Origin of the sequence: Thalassospira sp. CH_XMU1448-2 (assembly GCF_037027285.1) — a bacterium.
Taxonomy (GTDB): Bacteria; Pseudomonadota; Alphaproteobacteria; order Rhodospirillales; family Thalassospiraceae; genus Thalassospira; species Thalassospira profundimaris_C.
The window spans coordinates 73,458-88,854 of the sequence record NZ_JAYMEA010000006.1; the positions used below are offsets into that span (position 1 = coordinate 73,458).

Below are 15,397 nucleotides of genomic sequence, written 5' to 3' on the forward strand. Positions count from 1 at the left end.
TGATGTAGCGCAAGCGAAAACGATTATTTGATTTTCCCGTTTCAATATCGAATGACGGCAAATCAGTACCTATTCAACAGGTGACCATCCATCACCTTCGCCAACTTCGGCATTCTTGATATCGTCTTCGGCATTGTTCTGACCACGGAAGCCGGTCGCGATCAGATAGGCCTCCGGGCTTTCGGGACGCGAAGCCGGTGGCTTGGCATGTTTGGTGACGCGGAAGTTCTTTTTCACACGATCAAGAAGATCGTTTTCCGTGCCGCCCTTGAACACCTTGGCAATAAAGATGCCGCCCGGCGCCAGCACTTCTTCGGCAAACAAAAGCGCATGTTCAACCAGATCAATGATCCGGATGTGATCGGTCTGACGATGCCCGGTGGTTTCGGGCGACATGTCGGAAATCACCGCATCAACCGGGCCATCAAGGGCGCGTTTGATCATGTTGGGTGCTTCGGGATCAAGGAAGTCGGCCTGCAAACAGGTCGCCCCCGACAGGCCTTCCCATTCGAGAATATCAAGACCAACAACCTGACCACGTCCCTGTTTGGAGCCGACCATGTCAATGGCGACTTGCGTCCAGCCACCTGGTGCAGCACCAAGGTCAACAATGCGCATGCCCGGACGGAGCAAGTCGAACTGGTTGTTGATTTCAATCAGCTTGAAAGCCGCACGCGACCGATAGCCAAGGCGCTTGGCTTCCTGAACGTAGGGATCATTGAGCTGACGATCGAGCCAGCGCGTCGATGACAGTTTCCGTCCCTTGGCACTTTTGACACGTGTGCGCAGGCCACGCCGCGCACCGGTATCAATGGCTGCAATGGCCGAACCCTTGCGGCGGCGCTGCCCGCCTTTTCCGCTGCGATTTTCGCTCATGATCTTTCCTGAACTGAATTCTGTTTTGGCCAATGACCTGTCGGGACGTTCTCGTCTGACCGATCAGGATGTGGCCGGAATATGCGACACTGTATGACGGCGTGCGTCGCACGGGTCAATAGCATGACCATCCGCACGCATCAAATCGACCAAAATACCTTCGCGCAGGCCCCGATCAGCGACCTTGAGTGTCGCCAAAGGCCAGATATCGCGAATCGCGGCGAAAATCGCAGCGCCCGCATCCATCAATTCTGCACGCTGATTACCGATGCAGGGATGGCCCTTGCGTTTGTCGGCTTCCATCCGGAGCAGAAGCTCGGTCACGCGTTCGGCATCATCAAAGCGCAATTCCGATCCGTCGACCTTGTGACGCTCATAACGTTCAAGACCAAGCGCAATGCCGCAGAACGTCGTTACAGTGCCCGACGTACCGACCATCTGCACCTTGTCGTCATCAAGCATGTCAGTGCAGCAATTGCGCTTGGCAAATTCTTCAAGACGCTGACGGATTTCGGTACGCATGGCCTCAAACCGTTCGCGCCGTTCCTCAACCGAGGCATAGCGTTCGGTCAGGCACAAGACACCGCAAGGCATCGAAAGCGTTTCAATGCACTGGGTCTTCCCCGTGCTATCGACCTTGATCCAGCATATTTCCGTACTGCCACCGCCAATATCAAACACGACGGCATAGGGGCGCTCATCAAGAAGGGCCGAGCAGGCCTGAAGTGCCAGACGGCTTTCTTCATCGGGATTGATAATATCAAGGGTAATGCCGGTTTCGTCCTGAACACGACGGACGAATTCGTCCCGGTTATTGGCCGTGCGGCAGGCCTCGGTCGCAACAGCACGCAACCGTGCGCCCGGATGGCGACGCAATTTCTTGGCACAGACACGCAGCGCATCAATCGCGCGTTCCATCGCCGCTTCGCACAGATATCCCTTTTCGCGCACGCCCTCTCCCAGCCGGACAACACGTGAAAACGCATCAATCACTTTGAACCCGTCATTACACGGACGCGCAACCAGAAGCCGGCAGTTCGAACTGCCAAGATCAATCGCTGCATAAAGCGGGGCGGTGATGCAATCAACCATGCGCGCAGGTTTGCCGCGCTCGCCAGGCACCTGAACGGCCTGGCCGGGTTTTGGCATTGCGGGTTTCTCGGGCACATCAAGCACCGCATGGTCACCCATGGCAGCGCCGCCTGCGGGGCTTTCTGCCCTGTGCGAGTTGCTATGGGGATTAACCTGCTTCACCTTCTGAGAACCTGCCTTTTGTTATCTGCTCAATCTGTATCGGGGATCATCAAGACATTTATATGACGATCCTGCGAATCAGCTATATGAGTGTAACGACAATCCCCGACAAGGCAAATCCCGTATGCAGTAATCGCATGGTTGAACAAATCGAAACAAAAAAGGGGTTGCCAAAACCGGGCGGGTTTAATACATAGCGCCCCACGCCATGACACATCGCGTGTCGGGCGGACCAAGTTTTCTTGGGGAATAGGTTAATGGTAGACCCGCGGACTCTGACTCCGCTAGTCCTGGTTCGAGTCCAGGTTCCCCAGCCAACTTTGCCGGACGTCGCAATGGCCCGAACATTGCGCATGACATGCGGTCCGGGATATAAATAACGCACAGCAAGATACTGCTGGGGAATAGGTTAATGGTAGACCCGCGGACTCTGACTCCGCTAGTCCTGGTTCGAGTCCAGGTTCCCCAGCCACTCTGCCCTTCCTGAACACATCCCTTGATATCCTGACATTTGCGCGCTGGCGTTTGCACATGAACAGCTGTTCATTGTAAAGCTTGGGGGTTATTGCATTTTTCAGGAGACGGAAGATGGATCGCGTCACAGGCGGCTGCCTTTGCGGCAAGGTTCGGATTGAGGCAACCAGTACCCCCTATCGGGTGGGGTTGTGCCATTGCCTGGATTGCCGCAAGCACCATGGTGCGCTGTTTCATGCCTCTGCCATTTTTCCGCAAAACGCAGTAACCGTCACCGGCAACACCAGTTCATTTGAAGGACGGCATTTTTGTCCGACCTGCGGCTCGTCGATTTACGGCCACAGTGACGACGAGATCGAAATCAATCTGGGTATCTTTGACGCGCCAGACCAGTTTGCCCCGACATATGAACTCTGGACCATCCGGCGTGAAGGATGGCTCCCCTCCTTCCCGCTCAAGCACAGCTACGAAAAAGACCGGCCATCGTCGCGCCGTAACGAGGATTAGGGCGCAGGTAGTCTAGCTGCACAAATGACAGGGCGGTGATGACTGATCAGACTTGCCACCCGCCGGTTCCGCCCGATCTGTTACAAACCGGACGCCTGCATCTGTAATCAGGATGTCGACCGGTATGTCATATTGGTGTGGTTTGATGTCCTCGATGCCGGTCGCCTCGAACCCGATCCCGACCACCAAAGGCTTGCGGGGCATGATCGCAAGAGTGCGGTCAAAAAAACCACCACCATAACCCAACCGGTACCCTGCCCGGTCGAACCCGACCAGTGGCGCCAACAGTACATGAACAGGAACTTCGTCACTGTTTTGCGGTTCGGGAATCCTGGCATATCCCGGTGCCATTTCACTGTCACGCGTCCAGTTATGAAATACCATCGGCTTGTCCTTGCCCGATACCACTGGCAAGGCAGCATTGCCGCCGCTATCAAGATGGCTTTCAATAACCGGGCGCAGATCAATCTCGTTCTGGATTGGCCAGTAGAAGCCGACAGTGGCCTTGGGGCGCTCTAAAAGGAAAGCCTTGAAACTGGATCGCACCAGGTCCGAAAGATGCCGGTGCGTTTCCGCATCCAGTGTCGCGCGCCAATCGAGCAACACCCGCCTGATGGCTTGTCGCCACTCGGACTGGCTTTTTTCATCCTCGGATGACGGTGGGGCGGGAAGATCAAGGCTCATGGACGTTACACACTGTTTTCGGGTTTCTCGGAACGGAAAGCCTACAGCAAAACCCCATAAACGCATAACGCGCCGGGAGCCCGGCGCGTTAACGGTTGTCAGCAAAAAAGCTGCAAGCCAGATAGAAAATTAGAGAATGGCGAGTTCTTCTGCCGACATGCGGCCATTGCGACCTTCAATCAGCTCAAACTGAATCTTCTGCCCTTCATCAAGTCCCTGCAGACCAGCACGCTGAACAGCGGTGATGTGCACGAATGCATCTTTTCCGCCTTCGTCCGGGGTGATGAAGCCATAACCCTTGGTCGCATTGAACCACTTAACCGTTCCGGTAGCCATATCCGTAGTCGTCCTTAGTTTAGTAAGCGCACCCCCGAAGAAGGAGATGCTAGAAAGAGTCCCTGCACCACACCCATAAAGAGCACAATTACTTTCAACTTGAAGGCAACCATGCACATGAAAGATGCACTGCATCGTTTCAACAATTACGCGAATTTCGGGCTTAGTGCAATGGATTCATGTATGAAGTTCGATTTTCGGCATCGGATATTCGCTGTCGATCATGTAATTTCCTATGGTTGAAAATTCAAAACCACTCAACACCCATAGATAAAACCGCGGCAACCGGGAATGTCCATAATGGCTCCAGCCTGCGACACTCGTTTGGAAAAATCTGACCCATCCATTCCAGACCCATGGTCAATAGGACATGAAATGACGCAGCAATTGATGACTTCCGGGAAGATTTTCAACACGTTCACGTTCGGTGTCCATGCGCCTGTCAAAGCTCGACAGAAAGCTGCGATTTTCCGGCGTATCATGGCATTGCAATGTCAGCACAACGACATGAACCGGCGGGAATGGCATTTGCTCGATAAGCGGGTCTTCGTCAAACAATCCGGCATGCGCAACAAGCACGTCAATCCTGCCAACCCTGACCAGTTCAGCGCCCTGCCTGATGGTACGTAACCCATACCATTCAATCGGTTGAGCAAAGGGCATTTCGAGCTTTGGCAAGGTTGCAAGATATCCTACCGTAATCACATTGCGATCCAGCAAGGTATCTCCGGTCCGTCCGAATATTACCAGTTCGAACAGAACATCATGTCGGGAAATGATCGATCCTTCGAGCGCCCGGTATCCTTCGGCGACAATACAATCAAGGTTTCCCTGATCATAAAGGCTCATCATCCGGTCGAACGGCATACCATCATGCCAGTCCATATCCGGCGACGCCACCAGGACATTGTAAAACCGGGCTTGCTGCGAGGACAATGTCGAAAGCCATGTCGGCGTTACATGCACGACATTTCCGACCCTGATATGCGCGCGGTTTGCGCCTGACGGCGCAGGTTCTGACGCCATCGTGGTTGTGATCGAGAACACACCACAAACAATGACCACAATTGTCAAAGCAACAGTGCGGAACGACAAGATCAACACCATGACACCACCATGAAGGTAAACTCCCGACAGGGATAACATGTGGCATTCTATATCTTTCAGTTCAAGAAGCCGTTATCTCGTAATGCCTTAACGGCCTCTTTAAAAATGAATGTCTGATTTTGTCATGATTTGTTCGACGGTTTCACGTGACATTGCCCTACAATTAGATGGATTATGGAACAATGAATCCAGAATGCGTCGAAACGGCGCATGCACGAGCGCAAAAACATCAGATCATAAGATGCAATAAAGACGAACCGGGACACCGAAAATACTGAATGGGAACGACTTTCGGATCGGAATAGATCAAGTGACAGCGACAACCAAGATCGCAAACCCGCGTGATATCGCGCATACTGTCATGGCGCTGATAAATGAACTTAACCTGCAGCCAACGCCACAGGTTTATCACGTGTTTTATAGCTACGTTTCAGATGAAATTCCCGAACTGTGCCAGCTCCTCAAGGTCCTGATCAAAAACACACAGGAACTCGATGAAGAAACCGTTTTTCGGATTTATCACAAATATCTTGGCTCACATGCGATGGAACAGCACATCAATCAGGGTGTCGAAGGTCTGCAGGCCGCCGTCGAACGTGTCGAGGAAGCAGTTCATTCCGTGATGCGGGATACAGAACTGTTCTGTGATGAATTTGACAGCGCATCCCAAAAGCTTTCATCCGATGATATCACCCTTGATGATGCACGCTCTGTCAGCCGCGATCTTTCGGGGACATCTCAAAAGGCACGAGAATGCTACGGATCATTCAATGGCAGTCTTGACGAATATCACAAGGAAGTGCGCCGGGTACGTAACGAACTTGAACTGGTGCGGCGCGATGCCCTGACCGATACACTGACCGGCATTGCCAACCGCAAGAATTTCGACAATTCGCTGCGTGATGCCGTGACCACCACAATGGAAACCGGGGCACCATTATCGTTACTGATGATCGATATCGATCATTTCAAAGAGTTCAATGACAATTTCGGACATCGGGCTGGTGACGGGGTTCTGAAAGCCGTCGCCCGGGTTCTCGTCAGTTCGACCAAAGGGGCGGACACCGTTGCGCGCTATGGCGGCGAGGAATTCGCCGTGATTTTGCCCAATACCACGAAAGAGAATTCTGAAAAGCTGGCAAACAAACTCCGTGAAAACGTCTCGACACAGCGCATTATAAACAAGAAAACAGGCAAGGATTTCGGTAAGTTAACCGTTTCTATTGGCTTGACGTCCTACCAACTAGGGGAGAATATACTTGAGTTTGTTGACCGCGCAGACAAAGCCCTTTATCTCGCGAAACAGGATGGCAGGAACACCTGCGTTCTGCAGTAATTCAGTGGTATAAGGCATCAATGCAGTCGTTTCCGGCGACAAAATCTCTGACACAAGAGAAAACCGGAACGAAGAACAAGCAGGTAGACATCGAGCCAACACACGTGTCCTGACAAGTCGAAATGACAGGTTCGAGCCACTTACAATCGACCCTGTAATGCACAACATAGAAGTGCAAAGGCTTTGCGGGGCGGAGCAACCGAATGAAGACACCTAAGACCGAACGCAAGATCGAGCTTGAACACAAGATCTTCAAAACGTTCGACGAATGCCACTTCCAGAAGTCTGATATCTCAGACGAAGCTCTCTTTGTCCTTAAAATGGCAGAGGGATCTGTCGTTTCATTGCCTTTGCGCGCCATTTGCCGCGAATTCGACATTGACCCTGATTCCAAGGATGGCGACCTCATCAGCCTGATCGACCAGGCCCTGAATTTCGTTAGTGTGTTGCGCCCCGGCGACAATCTGCCACTGGAAGTTCTAACTGGCGAAGCATCATGGGAAGTCGACGAGGAAAATCAGGCAATCGCCTATAACCGTATCACCATGCAGCTCGTGACCTGGATGTCAGGAAGTGAAGAACTCATTACTGACCCGGACGAGCTGATGCAGATCGCCGAAGATCCGAACACCAAGAAAAAGATCAACCAAGCCTTTGACGAGGTTGCCGAGAAACTCGGGTTTGGCAAGGAAAACCGCGAGGAAGTCGTCAATCTTGTCCATCAGGTTGCCGACGAGTTGTCCTATATCGAAACGCTGCGCGTACGGTATCGCAAAATCCTGACGGTCGATCGCAAGATGCAGGAACTTCGCCGCATCTATGCCCATGAAAAAGGCGTTCTTGAGACCGTCACGCAGGCCATCCGGCTGCTGGATGACGCCAAAAGGAAGTTCGAAAACACCTTTGACGAGCTTGATGCCAATACCGGTGAAATCATGTCGGTTCTGCGTAACTTCACGTCACAGCGCCAATATATCCGTAGCAAGCGAGACGATCTTTACAAGCGCCTGCGCGCCTGGCAACCGCTGATTATTCAGTGGGAAGAACTTGAACTTGAACGTGGCCCGCAGGCAGTGCGTCTGGTCAAGGATACATACCAGTTCCTTGCTCCACGCTTCATGAAGGTCAAGGAATGGCTGCTGATCACCAAGATGCAGGACGGCGTGTCGGAACAACACAGCTTCAAAAATGAAGATGAACGCATGGGCGCGCTCAAAGGCAAAATGATGCAGTGGTAAACACCACCCTCATCCTGCCCGGCGAATGTATAAAAGGCGCGAACACACTTTTCGCGCCTTTATCTTTTCGCTGTCCGGGAAAATGTCGGGTCAGTCACCGCTCATAGTGATCTTCAGCGCCACATGATCGTCGATCACAGTGATTGCCTTTGCTGAATTCGCAGGCACCGGGACTTTCCGATCAATACAATAGGCAATCATCGCCGCAGCAAGTTCCGCCCCCGATGTCGGCACAATGGTCTTTCCACCCTCGTCCGAGGTAATCGTCATGCGGGCGATAACGTCCTTTGATCTTTGAATTTCAAAACTGCTGATATGCCCGGCTGGCAATGCTTTGCCAGTCCTTCGACCATGCGCCAAAAGTGCCTTGATCAATTCGCCATCTTCAAAAACGATACAGCGTATCTCGCGCATAGCCAAATATCCCACAACAGTTGTTTGATTACATATGATTACACTGCACCCAAAAAACAAACTTCAACTTTGTCTTATGGATGCCAGTCAATATCTGAGACCAAACAGGAAGCTGTTCTCAACTGCTCGCAAGCCAGACACCGACCCCGATCATCAGGGTACCGGCGACCCGGTTCAAGACCCGGACATTGCCGCTTTTTTCAAGGAAACGACGTAAGGAGCGGCCGCCAGTTGCATAAAGCGTCATGCAAATCAGTTCGGTCACCAGAATGATCGCGACCAGAACCGAAAGCTGCGGGGCAATGGCATGCTGCAGGCTGATGAAGGGAGGCAACAGAGAAATCATGAACGCCCAGCCCTTCGGATTGGCAATTGCCGTAACAAAGCCCTGCGTGATCAGACTGCCTGCCGTTGCGGTTTTGGCACCTTCGACTTCGGCCGAAAGGGCCATGCGCCCGCGTGAACGCCACATCTGGATACCAAGCCAGGCCAGATAGGCCCCGCCCACATACTTGAAGACAGCAAATACCGCCGGATATTGTAACATCACGGTGGCAACCCCCAGTGCGGATGCCACGACAACAATGCCAACGCCGACCAGTTCACCTGCCATCATCCAAAGCGTACGGCGCAATCCGATGGTCATGCCAAGTGTTAACGCAAGGGTCATGCACATACCCGGCGTGATTGACACAAAAAATGCCGTCGGGATAAAGGCCCCGATCAAGGACAGACTGACCATGAATAGTTCCTGTGGCTGCAGTGGTGCGCGATTCTGATGGTCATTCTGTGGGGCACGACCAGATCAGGACAAAACCACTACCCGATATCCGAAATTCCGACCAGCATCTTTTTGGTATAGCGGAAATACCAACATATGCGCGCGCAGCGATCATCGAAAACCGGCATCAGCACCTTGAAAACAGGCCGATATCGTAGCTGTTTTCGGCACCCTCGCTAAATTCCACCCTAAAAAGACACGAAAAGGTACAAAAATTACTTGACCCGAACCGGTCGTCCGACGAAATTGGGGCATCGCCAGCTATGACTGGCACCAAAGCCAATTGATGAAGACCGATGACCGCAGACATTTGCAACATTGATGCATATGCCGACCGTGCCGAAGCAAAAGCTTTCGGTGGCGTTGTGCTGTCTGCCCTAAACCTTCTACTCGGTCTTATTGGTCTCGCAGCCCTAGGCTCGCTACGACTTACTCGCCCCTGAGCGAAACATGACGGCCCGGATCACAGGACATATAGTCGATCCATTTGCCGCAGCTCAGGGGAATAAAGTCGCGCCAGACGGCCCGCACTCCTTCCAGACAGAATTTATATACCGGGCAATGCCCGTTTGATCAGGAAACAAGACAATGGCTAGTGCAAACGACAATCGCGTCATCATTTTCGACACCACCCTGCGTGACGGGGAACAGTCCCCGGGTGCATCGATGACGCTTGATGAGAAGCTGCGCGTTGCGCACGCTCTGGCAGAATTGAAGGTCGATGTTATCGAAGCGGGCTTTGCCATTGCATCAAATGGTGATTTCCAGTCCGTCAACGAAATTGCCAAACAGGTCAAAGGCCCGACCATCTGTTCGTTGGCCCGTGCAGCCAAAGGCGACATTGAACGTGCTGCCGAAGCACTGGAACCAGCCGAAAACAAACGCATCCACACTTTCATCTCCACCAGCCCGCTGCATATGAAATACAAATTGCAGATGGAACCGGAACGCGTTCTGGAAAAAGTCATTGAAAGTGTCACGCTGGCACGCAAATTCACCGATGACGTCGAATGGTCGGCAGAAGACGGCTCGCGCACCGAACATGACTTCTTGTGCCGCTGTGTCGAAGCTGCCATTGATGCAGGCGCAACCACGATCAACATCCCGGATACTGTTGGTTACACCACACCGACCGAATATGCCGATCTGATGACCATGCTGTTTAACCGCGTGCCGAACATCGACAAGGCAATCCTGTCGGTTCATTGCCATAACGATTTGGGCATGGCTGTTGCCAACTCTATCTCGGCAGTCAATGCCGGTGCCCGTCAGATTGAATGCACCATCAACGGTCTGGGCGAACGTGCCGGCAATGCTGCACTCGAAGAAATTGTGATGGCAATCAATACCCGCAATGATGCCTTCCCCTTCACCACGGGCATCGACACCACCAAGATCATGAATGCATCGCGTCTGGTTTCGGCCGTGTCGGGCTTTGTGGTTCAGCCGAACAAGGCGATTGTTGGCGCCAATGCCTTCGCCCACGAAAGCGGCATCCATCAGGACGGTTTCCTGAAAAACTCCGAGACCTATGAAATCATGAAGCCGGAAACCATTGGCCTGAACAAATCAAGCCTGGTTATGGGCAAGCATTCCGGTCGCCATGCCTTCCGCGAGAAGCTCAAGGAATTGGGCTTTGCCGATCTGGGGGACAATGCGATTGAAGACGCTTTTGCCCGCTTCAAGGATCTGGCCGACAAAAAGAAAGAAGTCTATGACGACGATATCGTTGCACTGGTCGATGACGGCATGCGCGATAACGAACATATCAAGTTTGTTGGTCTGACGGTTACCTGTGGCTCCAAGGGTCCGCAGACAGCCGAACTGGAACTGAGCGTTGATGGCGAAGTTCGCACCGCCAAAACCACCGGCGACGGGCCGATTGATGCGACTTTCAATGCGATCAAGGCAATCTATCCGCATGACTGGCGTCTGAAACTCTATCAGGTGCATGCTGTGACCGAGGGCACCGATGCCCAGGGCACCGTAACAGTCAAGCTTGATGGCGAGGACCGCACGGTGGTTGGCAATGCATCGGATACCGACACCGTTGTCGCATCCTGCATGGCCTATGTGACCGCCGTAAACAAACTGATCGAGAAAAGCAAAAAAACCGCCCCTGATGCCATGGCATCCTGATCAGGTTTCTTGAACTTCTTAATGTAAAGGGGCGGCCTTCGGGTCGCCCTTTTTAATTGACTGTGCCGTGCGCGATCCAAATGACCTATTTGAACTGGTCAACCAGATGATCGATAAACAATCGCACACGTTTGGGAAGCTGGCGGCGACTTGGCATCACGATATAAAGGGCAAGGGCCTCCAGCTCGACCGGGCATGTAATCTGAACCAGCTTACCCTTGGCAACATCATCAGCACAGCCACTGATGGGCAAGATTGCTGCAAGCGCGCCCTTGGCGGCAAGACTGCGCGCCAGTTCAAAATTCCCGGTACGAATTGGCGGCTCGGACAATTCAAGCCCCGGATCACTTACCGATTGCAGGACATTGGCATGATCCAGAATGGGCAAGGCGGGCGTTGTCCCCTTTGACCACATATCGTCCGGAAACGTTCCCGGACGGGCAAAAAGCCCCATCGGTTCAAACCGCAGGCGCCGCGCAATCAAGCCATCGCGGCCCGGATGACGCCCGCGCAAGGCAATGTCATAGTTCTCGCCCACCAGATCAACAGTCTGGTCACTGACATTGACCACAAATCTGACATCCGGGTAATTGGCACGAAATGATGTGATCTGCTCAGCCAAAAGCATTTTGGGATAGTCGACCGGCACCGAGATCCGGATTTGTCCGGATGGCACTGCATATTGGGACAGATCCGCCTCGCCTTCCTGCAACAGGGCTACAGCCGCACGGCAATGATCAAGATAGCGTTGCCCGTCATCGGTCAAGGACACCTGTCGCGTGGTTCGATGCAACAGGCGCACGGCAAGATGCTCCTCCAATGCTGCGACGCGCGCCGTAACCGTAGAACGCGGGACCGATAACCGGCGCGCCGCAGCGGCAAAGCTGCCTGCGTCTGCAACCTCGATGAATGTCTGAATTTGTGAAAAGTTCATCGCGATATTTCACCTCAACCGCGATCCATTGTCCATTTTTTTCAGTTTATTCATTCAACATTACCCGTCTTTATTGGATGAACACTTCATTCGTAAGGTGCCGTATCATTTGTTTCGATCCAAAGAGGTGCCTGATGAAAAGACGCAACTTCATGTTATCCGGCCTTGGTGGCCTTGGCGGCATTGCCGCAGCGGCAACGATTGCCCACACTGCGGGGGCCAACACCCCGTCACGGGTACCAGCCACCCCACGCCTTGCAATTTCCTGGCTGGGTGGTGCAACCATGCTGATCAAGTTTGACGACCTTACGATCCTGACCGACCCGACCTTTGGCGAGGGTAAGGAAGCCTATTTCATGCCCGATCCGAATGCGATGTTCGACCTGAAAACCGGACCCACGCCACGTTTTCATGCCCGGAACACACCATTCCCCGGCGTTGATGTTTCGTCCATCGACTTGATGATGCTCAGTCACCTGCACGAGGACCATTTCGATCAGAAAGCCGAGGCAACGATCCCCAAAACACTTTCTACCATCGTGCCGCCGGCGGACGCAGACAAGCTGGGCACCAAGGGATTTACCAACCAGATCCCCCTTGATTGGGGCGTCAGCAAAACGATCGCGACCGACAATGGAAAGATCAGTATCAGGGCGATCCCTGCCCATCATTCAGCCAATCCGCAAGTCAGTGCCATGCTTGGCAAGGGTAACGGCTATTGGCTGCGGTTTGAATCCGGCAACTGGAAAAAAGACGTCTACTGGACCGGCGATACATTCGCCACCGAGGAAGTTCTTGCGAGCATTCGCCGCATTGGACAGCCCGATATTCTGATCCCGCATATGGGTGCGGTTGGCGCCACCGGCCCGCTTGGCCTGATCAGCATGGGCGCAAAGGAGGTTCTTGAACTGGCAGGCCTGCTGGGGAACCCGAACGTTCTTCCGATCCATCATTCAACCTTCCCGCTTTACCTTGAGCCGGTTTCACATCTGATTGCGCAAGCGGACATCGCGCATGACCGAATTGATCTGATCGCCGAGGGCAGCACCATCGAATATATCTAACCCTTGGTCGAACACCCACACCCCTTTCGTGTAAATAGCCCCCAACCACCCGATGTGGTACGATTGCGGATATTTGCGAAAGGGGTTTGACCATGACCGGACCAAACACGCCTGACCGTACCGCAACGATTTTCCTTATTGTTGGTATGATGCTATGCCTGACCTTTGGCATTGTGTTGATCCCGGCACACTCGGCTGCACAAACGCCTGCGGCAGTGTCGGTTACGATCCCGTCCCTTCCCTATCCGCTAAGCGGTCTGCGCAAGCGCCTGATTGATCAGGGCAAAGCGGTCCCCGATGTCGATGTCACCCTGCAATCCAGCATTCCGGCGCAATATTACGGCCCATCCGAAGACATGCCGGGTTCTGCAAACAAACACGCTGCAATCGTTGCCCTTCCCGATTGCGACGACCACTTTCCGCTAGACTGGATAACAACTTTGCAAACGGCGGGGATCAGTGTTCTTCTGATCTCGCCGGGGCAAGCCCATCCGGCACAGGATTATTGTGGTGGGGGACAGCTTCAAAACCCCAAACACGGTTTGTCATTCTGGGCGTTTGATGCCCTCAGTGCGCTTGACTATCTTGCCAGCCAAAAAGATATCGACCCGGATCGCATTGCCGTTTTCGGTTATGGCTACGGTGCGGGTGCGGCACAACTCGCAATCTATCGCGATGGCCATGCCAAACATTACACCAACCGGTTTCGCACCCTGATCGGGTTGCGTCCGCAATGCATGTCGGAAATGAACAATTTCGTCCCCAGTCTTTTGATCGGGGTCAGAAACGATCCGTTCAATCCACCTTCCTGGTGTAAATGGCGGATGGATCGCGACCTGACAGATGACCGGGCGCCGGTGCGCTTCGAGATGGTCGAAAGCGGCGAAATAATTGAAAAACAAGCGACTCGCAAAGAGCTGAAAATAGAAACAGGGTCTCCAACAATCGCACTTGTGACCAATTTCCTTGCTGAAACCGGATTTACAGAAAAACAGCGACAAAATTGAATTAATCCGCCAAGACCATATTCCTGATCATGTTTTTCCACCCTTATTTCAGGAAAATTACGCGCCTTAATTATTCCTCAATCCCCTGCGCAGATTATTCGTGCATCGGCTTGTTCCTTGCGCTATCAAAGCCGGTACATTCGTATTCAAGATTTTACTATTAACCGGGGCATAGGGCAGGAATGTTTTCCAAGCTTCTTGGGGTTTTATCCTCCGACATGGCGGTGGATCTGGGCACCGCGAACACACTGGTTTACGTTAAAGGACGCGGCATCGTCCTGAACGAACCATCCGTGGTGGCCATTACCGACGAAAAAGGCAAAAAACAGGTCCTTGCAGTTGGTGAAGAAGCCAAGCAAATGCTCGGTCGTACCCCGGGGTACATTCAGGCGATCCGCCCGTTGCGTGACGGTGTTATTGCGGAATTCCACATCGCCGAAGAGATGATCAAGCACTTCATCCGCAAGGTCCATAACCGTCGCAACTTCGCGAGCCCGGAAGTCATTATCTGCGTACCTTCCGGTTCGACCGCAGTTGAACGCCGCGCCATTCAGGAAAGCGCTGAAAGCGCTGGCGCGCGCAAGGTCTGGTTGATTGACGAACCGATGGCAGCTGCCATCGGCGCGGGTCTTCCCGTCACCGAGCCGACCGGCTCGATGGTTGTTGATATTGGCGGCGGCACCACCGAGGTCGCTGTTCTGTCGCTGGGCGGTATCGTCTATGCACGTTCGGTCCGCGTTGGCGGCGACAAGATGGACGAGGCGATCATCGCCTATATCCGTCGCACCCATAACCTTCTGGTCGGCGAAAGCACCGCCGAACGTATCAAGAAGGAAATCGGTTCGGCCTGCGCTCCTGATGATGGTGATGGTGCAACGGTTGAAATCCGTGGCCGTGACCTGATGAATGGTGTTCCGAAAGAACTTCTGATCTCTGAACGCCAGATCGCAGAAAGCCTTGCAGAACCGGTCTCAGCCATTATCGAGGCTGTAAAGGTCGCCCTTGAGCAGACCCCGCCGGAACTGGCCGCAGATATCGTCGACAAGGGCATTGTCCTGACCGGCGGTGGTGCAATGCTTGGCAATCTTGACTATGTCCTGCGTCACGCAACCGGTCTTCCGGTTTCGATCGCAGACGATCCTCTTTCCTGTGTTGCGCTCGGTACCGGTCGCGCACTCGAAGAGAAAAAGATGCTTCGTAACGTTCTGCACACTGCCTACTAAAATTTGACGATAAAAGTCATCAC

The 15,397-nt window shown here is 53.2% G+C and carries 15 protein-coding genes and 2 tRNA genes; 9 read left to right on the forward strand and 8 right to left on the reverse strand.

The annotated features are described in order from the left end of the window. Nucleotides 1-69: 69 nt before the first annotated feature. Together WA318_RS18310 and WA318_RS18315 are read right to left on the reverse strand one after the other, a co-directional pair. On the reverse strand, nt 70-876 hold the full coding sequence (locus WA318_RS18310) for an RlmE family RNA methyltransferase (protein ID WP_114099287.1): 807 nt from the start codon (nt 874-876) through the stop codon (nt 70-72). 63 nt (nt 877-939) lie between these two features. Continuing rightward, complete coding sequence (locus tag WA318_RS18315; protein WP_336083465.1) at nt 940-2,130, reverse strand: Ppx/GppA phosphatase family protein; 1,191 nt, start codon at nt 2,128-2,130, stop codon at nt 940-942. Between the two features lie 243 nt (nt 2,131-2,373). Between WA318_RS18315 and WA318_RS18320 the strand changes: the two genes are divergently transcribed. The 3 genes from WA318_RS18320 to WA318_RS18330 all read left to right on the forward strand — a co-directional run bounded on the left by WA318_RS18320 (nt 2,374) and on the right by WA318_RS18330 (nt 3,111). After that, a tRNA-Gln gene (locus WA318_RS18320) sits at nt 2,374-2,447 on the forward strand. Between the two features lie 81 nt (nt 2,448-2,528). Beyond that, nucleotides 2,529-2,602 (forward strand) — tRNA-Gln (locus WA318_RS18325). A gap of 116 nt (nt 2,603-2,718) precedes the next feature. Next, complete coding sequence (locus WA318_RS18330) at nt 2,719-3,111, forward strand: GFA family protein (protein WP_114099286.1); 393 nt, start codon at nt 2,719-2,721, stop codon at nt 3,109-3,111. Between the two features lie 12 nt (nt 3,112-3,123). Here the strand turns inward: WA318_RS18330 and WA318_RS18335 are convergent, their stop codons facing one another. From WA318_RS18335 to WA318_RS18345, 3 genes are all read right to left on the reverse strand, one after another. After that, nucleotides 3,124-3,795 carry a 5-formyltetrahydrofolate cyclo-ligase gene (locus WA318_RS18335; protein WP_336083466.1) on the reverse strand — a complete coding sequence of 224 codons (672 nt, stop codon included), beginning with the start codon at nt 3,793-3,795 and terminating at the stop codon, nt 3,124-3,126. Between the two features lie 129 nt (nt 3,796-3,924). Continuing rightward, nucleotides 3,925-4,131: a cold-shock protein gene (locus tag WA318_RS18340; protein ID WP_008892097.1), complete on the reverse strand. Its 207-nt coding sequence runs from the start codon at nt 4,129-4,131 to the stop codon at nt 3,925-3,927. 360 nt (nt 4,132-4,491) lie between these two features. Then, the gene (locus tag WA318_RS18345; protein ID WP_336083470.1) at nt 4,492-5,277 is read right to left on the reverse strand and encodes a hypothetical protein; all 786 of its coding nucleotides are present in this window, start codon (nt 5,275-5,277) and stop codon (nt 4,492-4,494) included. A gap of 271 nt (nt 5,278-5,548) precedes the next feature. On the opposite strand from WA318_RS18345, the gene WA318_RS18350 reads away from it, so the two are divergent. Together WA318_RS18350 and WA318_RS18355 are read left to right on the forward strand one after the other, a co-directional pair. Then, nucleotides 5,549-6,574, forward strand: coding sequence for a GGDEF domain-containing protein (locus WA318_RS18350; protein WP_336083472.1), 1,026 nt, complete (start codon nt 5,549-5,551; stop codon nt 6,572-6,574). Nucleotides 6,575-6,777: 203 nt separating this feature from the next. Next, nucleotides 6,778-7,812, forward strand: a complete 1,035-nt coding sequence (locus WA318_RS18355; RefSeq protein ID WP_114099282.1) for a hypothetical protein — start codon at nt 6,778-6,780, stop codon at nt 7,810-7,812. 90 nt (nt 7,813-7,902) lie between these two features. Here WA318_RS18355 and WA318_RS18360 read toward each other — a convergent pair whose 3' ends face one another. After that, a complete protein-coding gene (locus tag WA318_RS18360) occupies nt 7,903-8,226 on the reverse strand; it encodes a hypothetical protein (protein ID WP_336083475.1) in 324 nt (107 codons plus the stop codon). 118 nt (nt 8,227-8,344) lie between these two features. Continuing rightward, nucleotides 8,345-8,968 (reverse strand): LysE family translocator, encoded by a 624-nt coding sequence (locus WA318_RS18365; protein ID WP_114099280.1) that lies wholly within the window; start codon nt 8,966-8,968, stop codon nt 8,345-8,347. A 627-nt stretch (nt 8,969-9,595) separates the two neighbouring features. Between WA318_RS18365 and WA318_RS18370 the strand changes: the two genes are divergently transcribed. Then, entirely contained in the window at nt 9,596-11,146 is a 1,551-nt protein-coding gene (locus tag WA318_RS18370) for a 2-isopropylmalate synthase (protein ID WP_336083478.1), read from the forward strand. Between the two features lie 85 nt (nt 11,147-11,231). On the opposite strand, the gene WA318_RS18375 is transcribed toward WA318_RS18370, so the two are convergent. Next, nucleotides 11,232-12,080, reverse strand: a complete 849-nt coding sequence (locus WA318_RS18375; protein WP_114099278.1) for a LysR family transcriptional regulator — start codon at nt 12,078-12,080, stop codon at nt 11,232-11,234. Between the two features lie 134 nt (nt 12,081-12,214). Between WA318_RS18375 and WA318_RS18380 the strand changes: the two genes are divergently transcribed. The 3 genes from WA318_RS18380 (at nt 12,215) to WA318_RS18390 (ending at nt 15,374) form a co-directional block, all read left to right on the forward strand. Beyond that, on the forward strand, nt 12,215-13,144 hold the full coding sequence (locus WA318_RS18380) for an MBL fold metallo-hydrolase (RefSeq protein ID WP_336083480.1): 930 nt from the start codon (nt 12,215-12,217) through the stop codon (nt 13,142-13,144). A gap of 92 nt (nt 13,145-13,236) precedes the next feature. Beyond that, nucleotides 13,237-14,151: an alpha/beta hydrolase family protein gene (locus WA318_RS18385; RefSeq protein WP_114099276.1), complete on the forward strand. Its 915-nt coding sequence runs from the start codon at nt 13,237-13,239 to the stop codon at nt 14,149-14,151. Nucleotides 14,152-14,333: 182 nt separating this feature from the next. Next, nucleotides 14,334-15,374, forward strand: a complete 1,041-nt coding sequence (locus tag WA318_RS18390) for a rod shape-determining protein (protein ID WP_008892088.1) — start codon at nt 14,334-14,336, stop codon at nt 15,372-15,374. Nucleotides 15,375-15,397: the final 23 nt, after the last annotated feature.

What these genes read in the sequence shown, in the direction of transcription:
- WA318_RS18380 (WP_336083480.1), top strand. Translation starts at nt 12,215, where the DNA reads ATGAAAAGACGCAACTTCATGTTATCCGGCCTTGGTGGCCTTGGCGGC.
- WA318_RS18330 (WP_114099286.1), top strand. Translation starts at nt 2,719, where the DNA reads ATGGATCGCGTCACAGGCGGCTGCCTTTGCGGCAAGGTTCGGATTGAG.
- WA318_RS18375 (WP_114099278.1), bottom strand. Translation starts at nt 12,080, where the DNA reads ATGAACTTTTCACAAATTCAGACATTCATCGAGGTTGCAGACGCAGGC.
- WA318_RS18360 (WP_336083475.1), bottom strand. Translation starts at nt 8,226, where the DNA reads ATGCGCGAGATACGCTGTATCGTTTTTGAAGATGGCGAATTGATCAAG.
- WA318_RS18365 (WP_114099280.1), bottom strand. Translation starts at nt 8,968, where the DNA reads ATGGTCAGTCTGTCCTTGATCGGGGCCTTTATCCCGACGGCATTTTTT.
- WA318_RS18345 (WP_336083470.1), bottom strand. Translation starts at nt 5,277, where the DNA reads ATGTTATCCCTGTCGGGAGTTTACCTTCATGGTGGTGTCATGGTGTTG.
- WA318_RS18310 (WP_114099287.1), bottom strand. Translation starts at nt 876, where the DNA reads ATGAGCGAAAATCGCAGCGGAAAAGGCGGGCAGCGCCGCCGCAAGGGT.
- WA318_RS18335 (WP_336083466.1), bottom strand. Translation starts at nt 3,795, where the DNA reads ATGAGCCTTGATCTTCCCGCCCCACCGTCATCCGAGGATGAAAAAAGC.
- WA318_RS18390 (WP_008892088.1), top strand. Translation starts at nt 14,334, where the DNA reads ATGTTTTCCAAGCTTCTTGGGGTTTTATCCTCCGACATGGCGGTGGAT.
- WA318_RS18385 (WP_114099276.1), top strand. Translation starts at nt 13,237, where the DNA reads ATGACCGGACCAAACACGCCTGACCGTACCGCAACGATTTTCCTTATT.
- WA318_RS18370 (WP_336083478.1), top strand. Translation starts at nt 9,596, where the DNA reads ATGGCTAGTGCAAACGACAATCGCGTCATCATTTTCGACACCACCCTG.
- WA318_RS18355 (WP_114099282.1), top strand. Translation starts at nt 6,778, where the DNA reads ATGAAGACACCTAAGACCGAACGCAAGATCGAGCTTGAACACAAGATC.
- WA318_RS18340 (WP_008892097.1), bottom strand. Translation starts at nt 4,131, where the DNA reads ATGGCTACCGGAACGGTTAAGTGGTTCAATGCGACCAAGGGTTATGGC.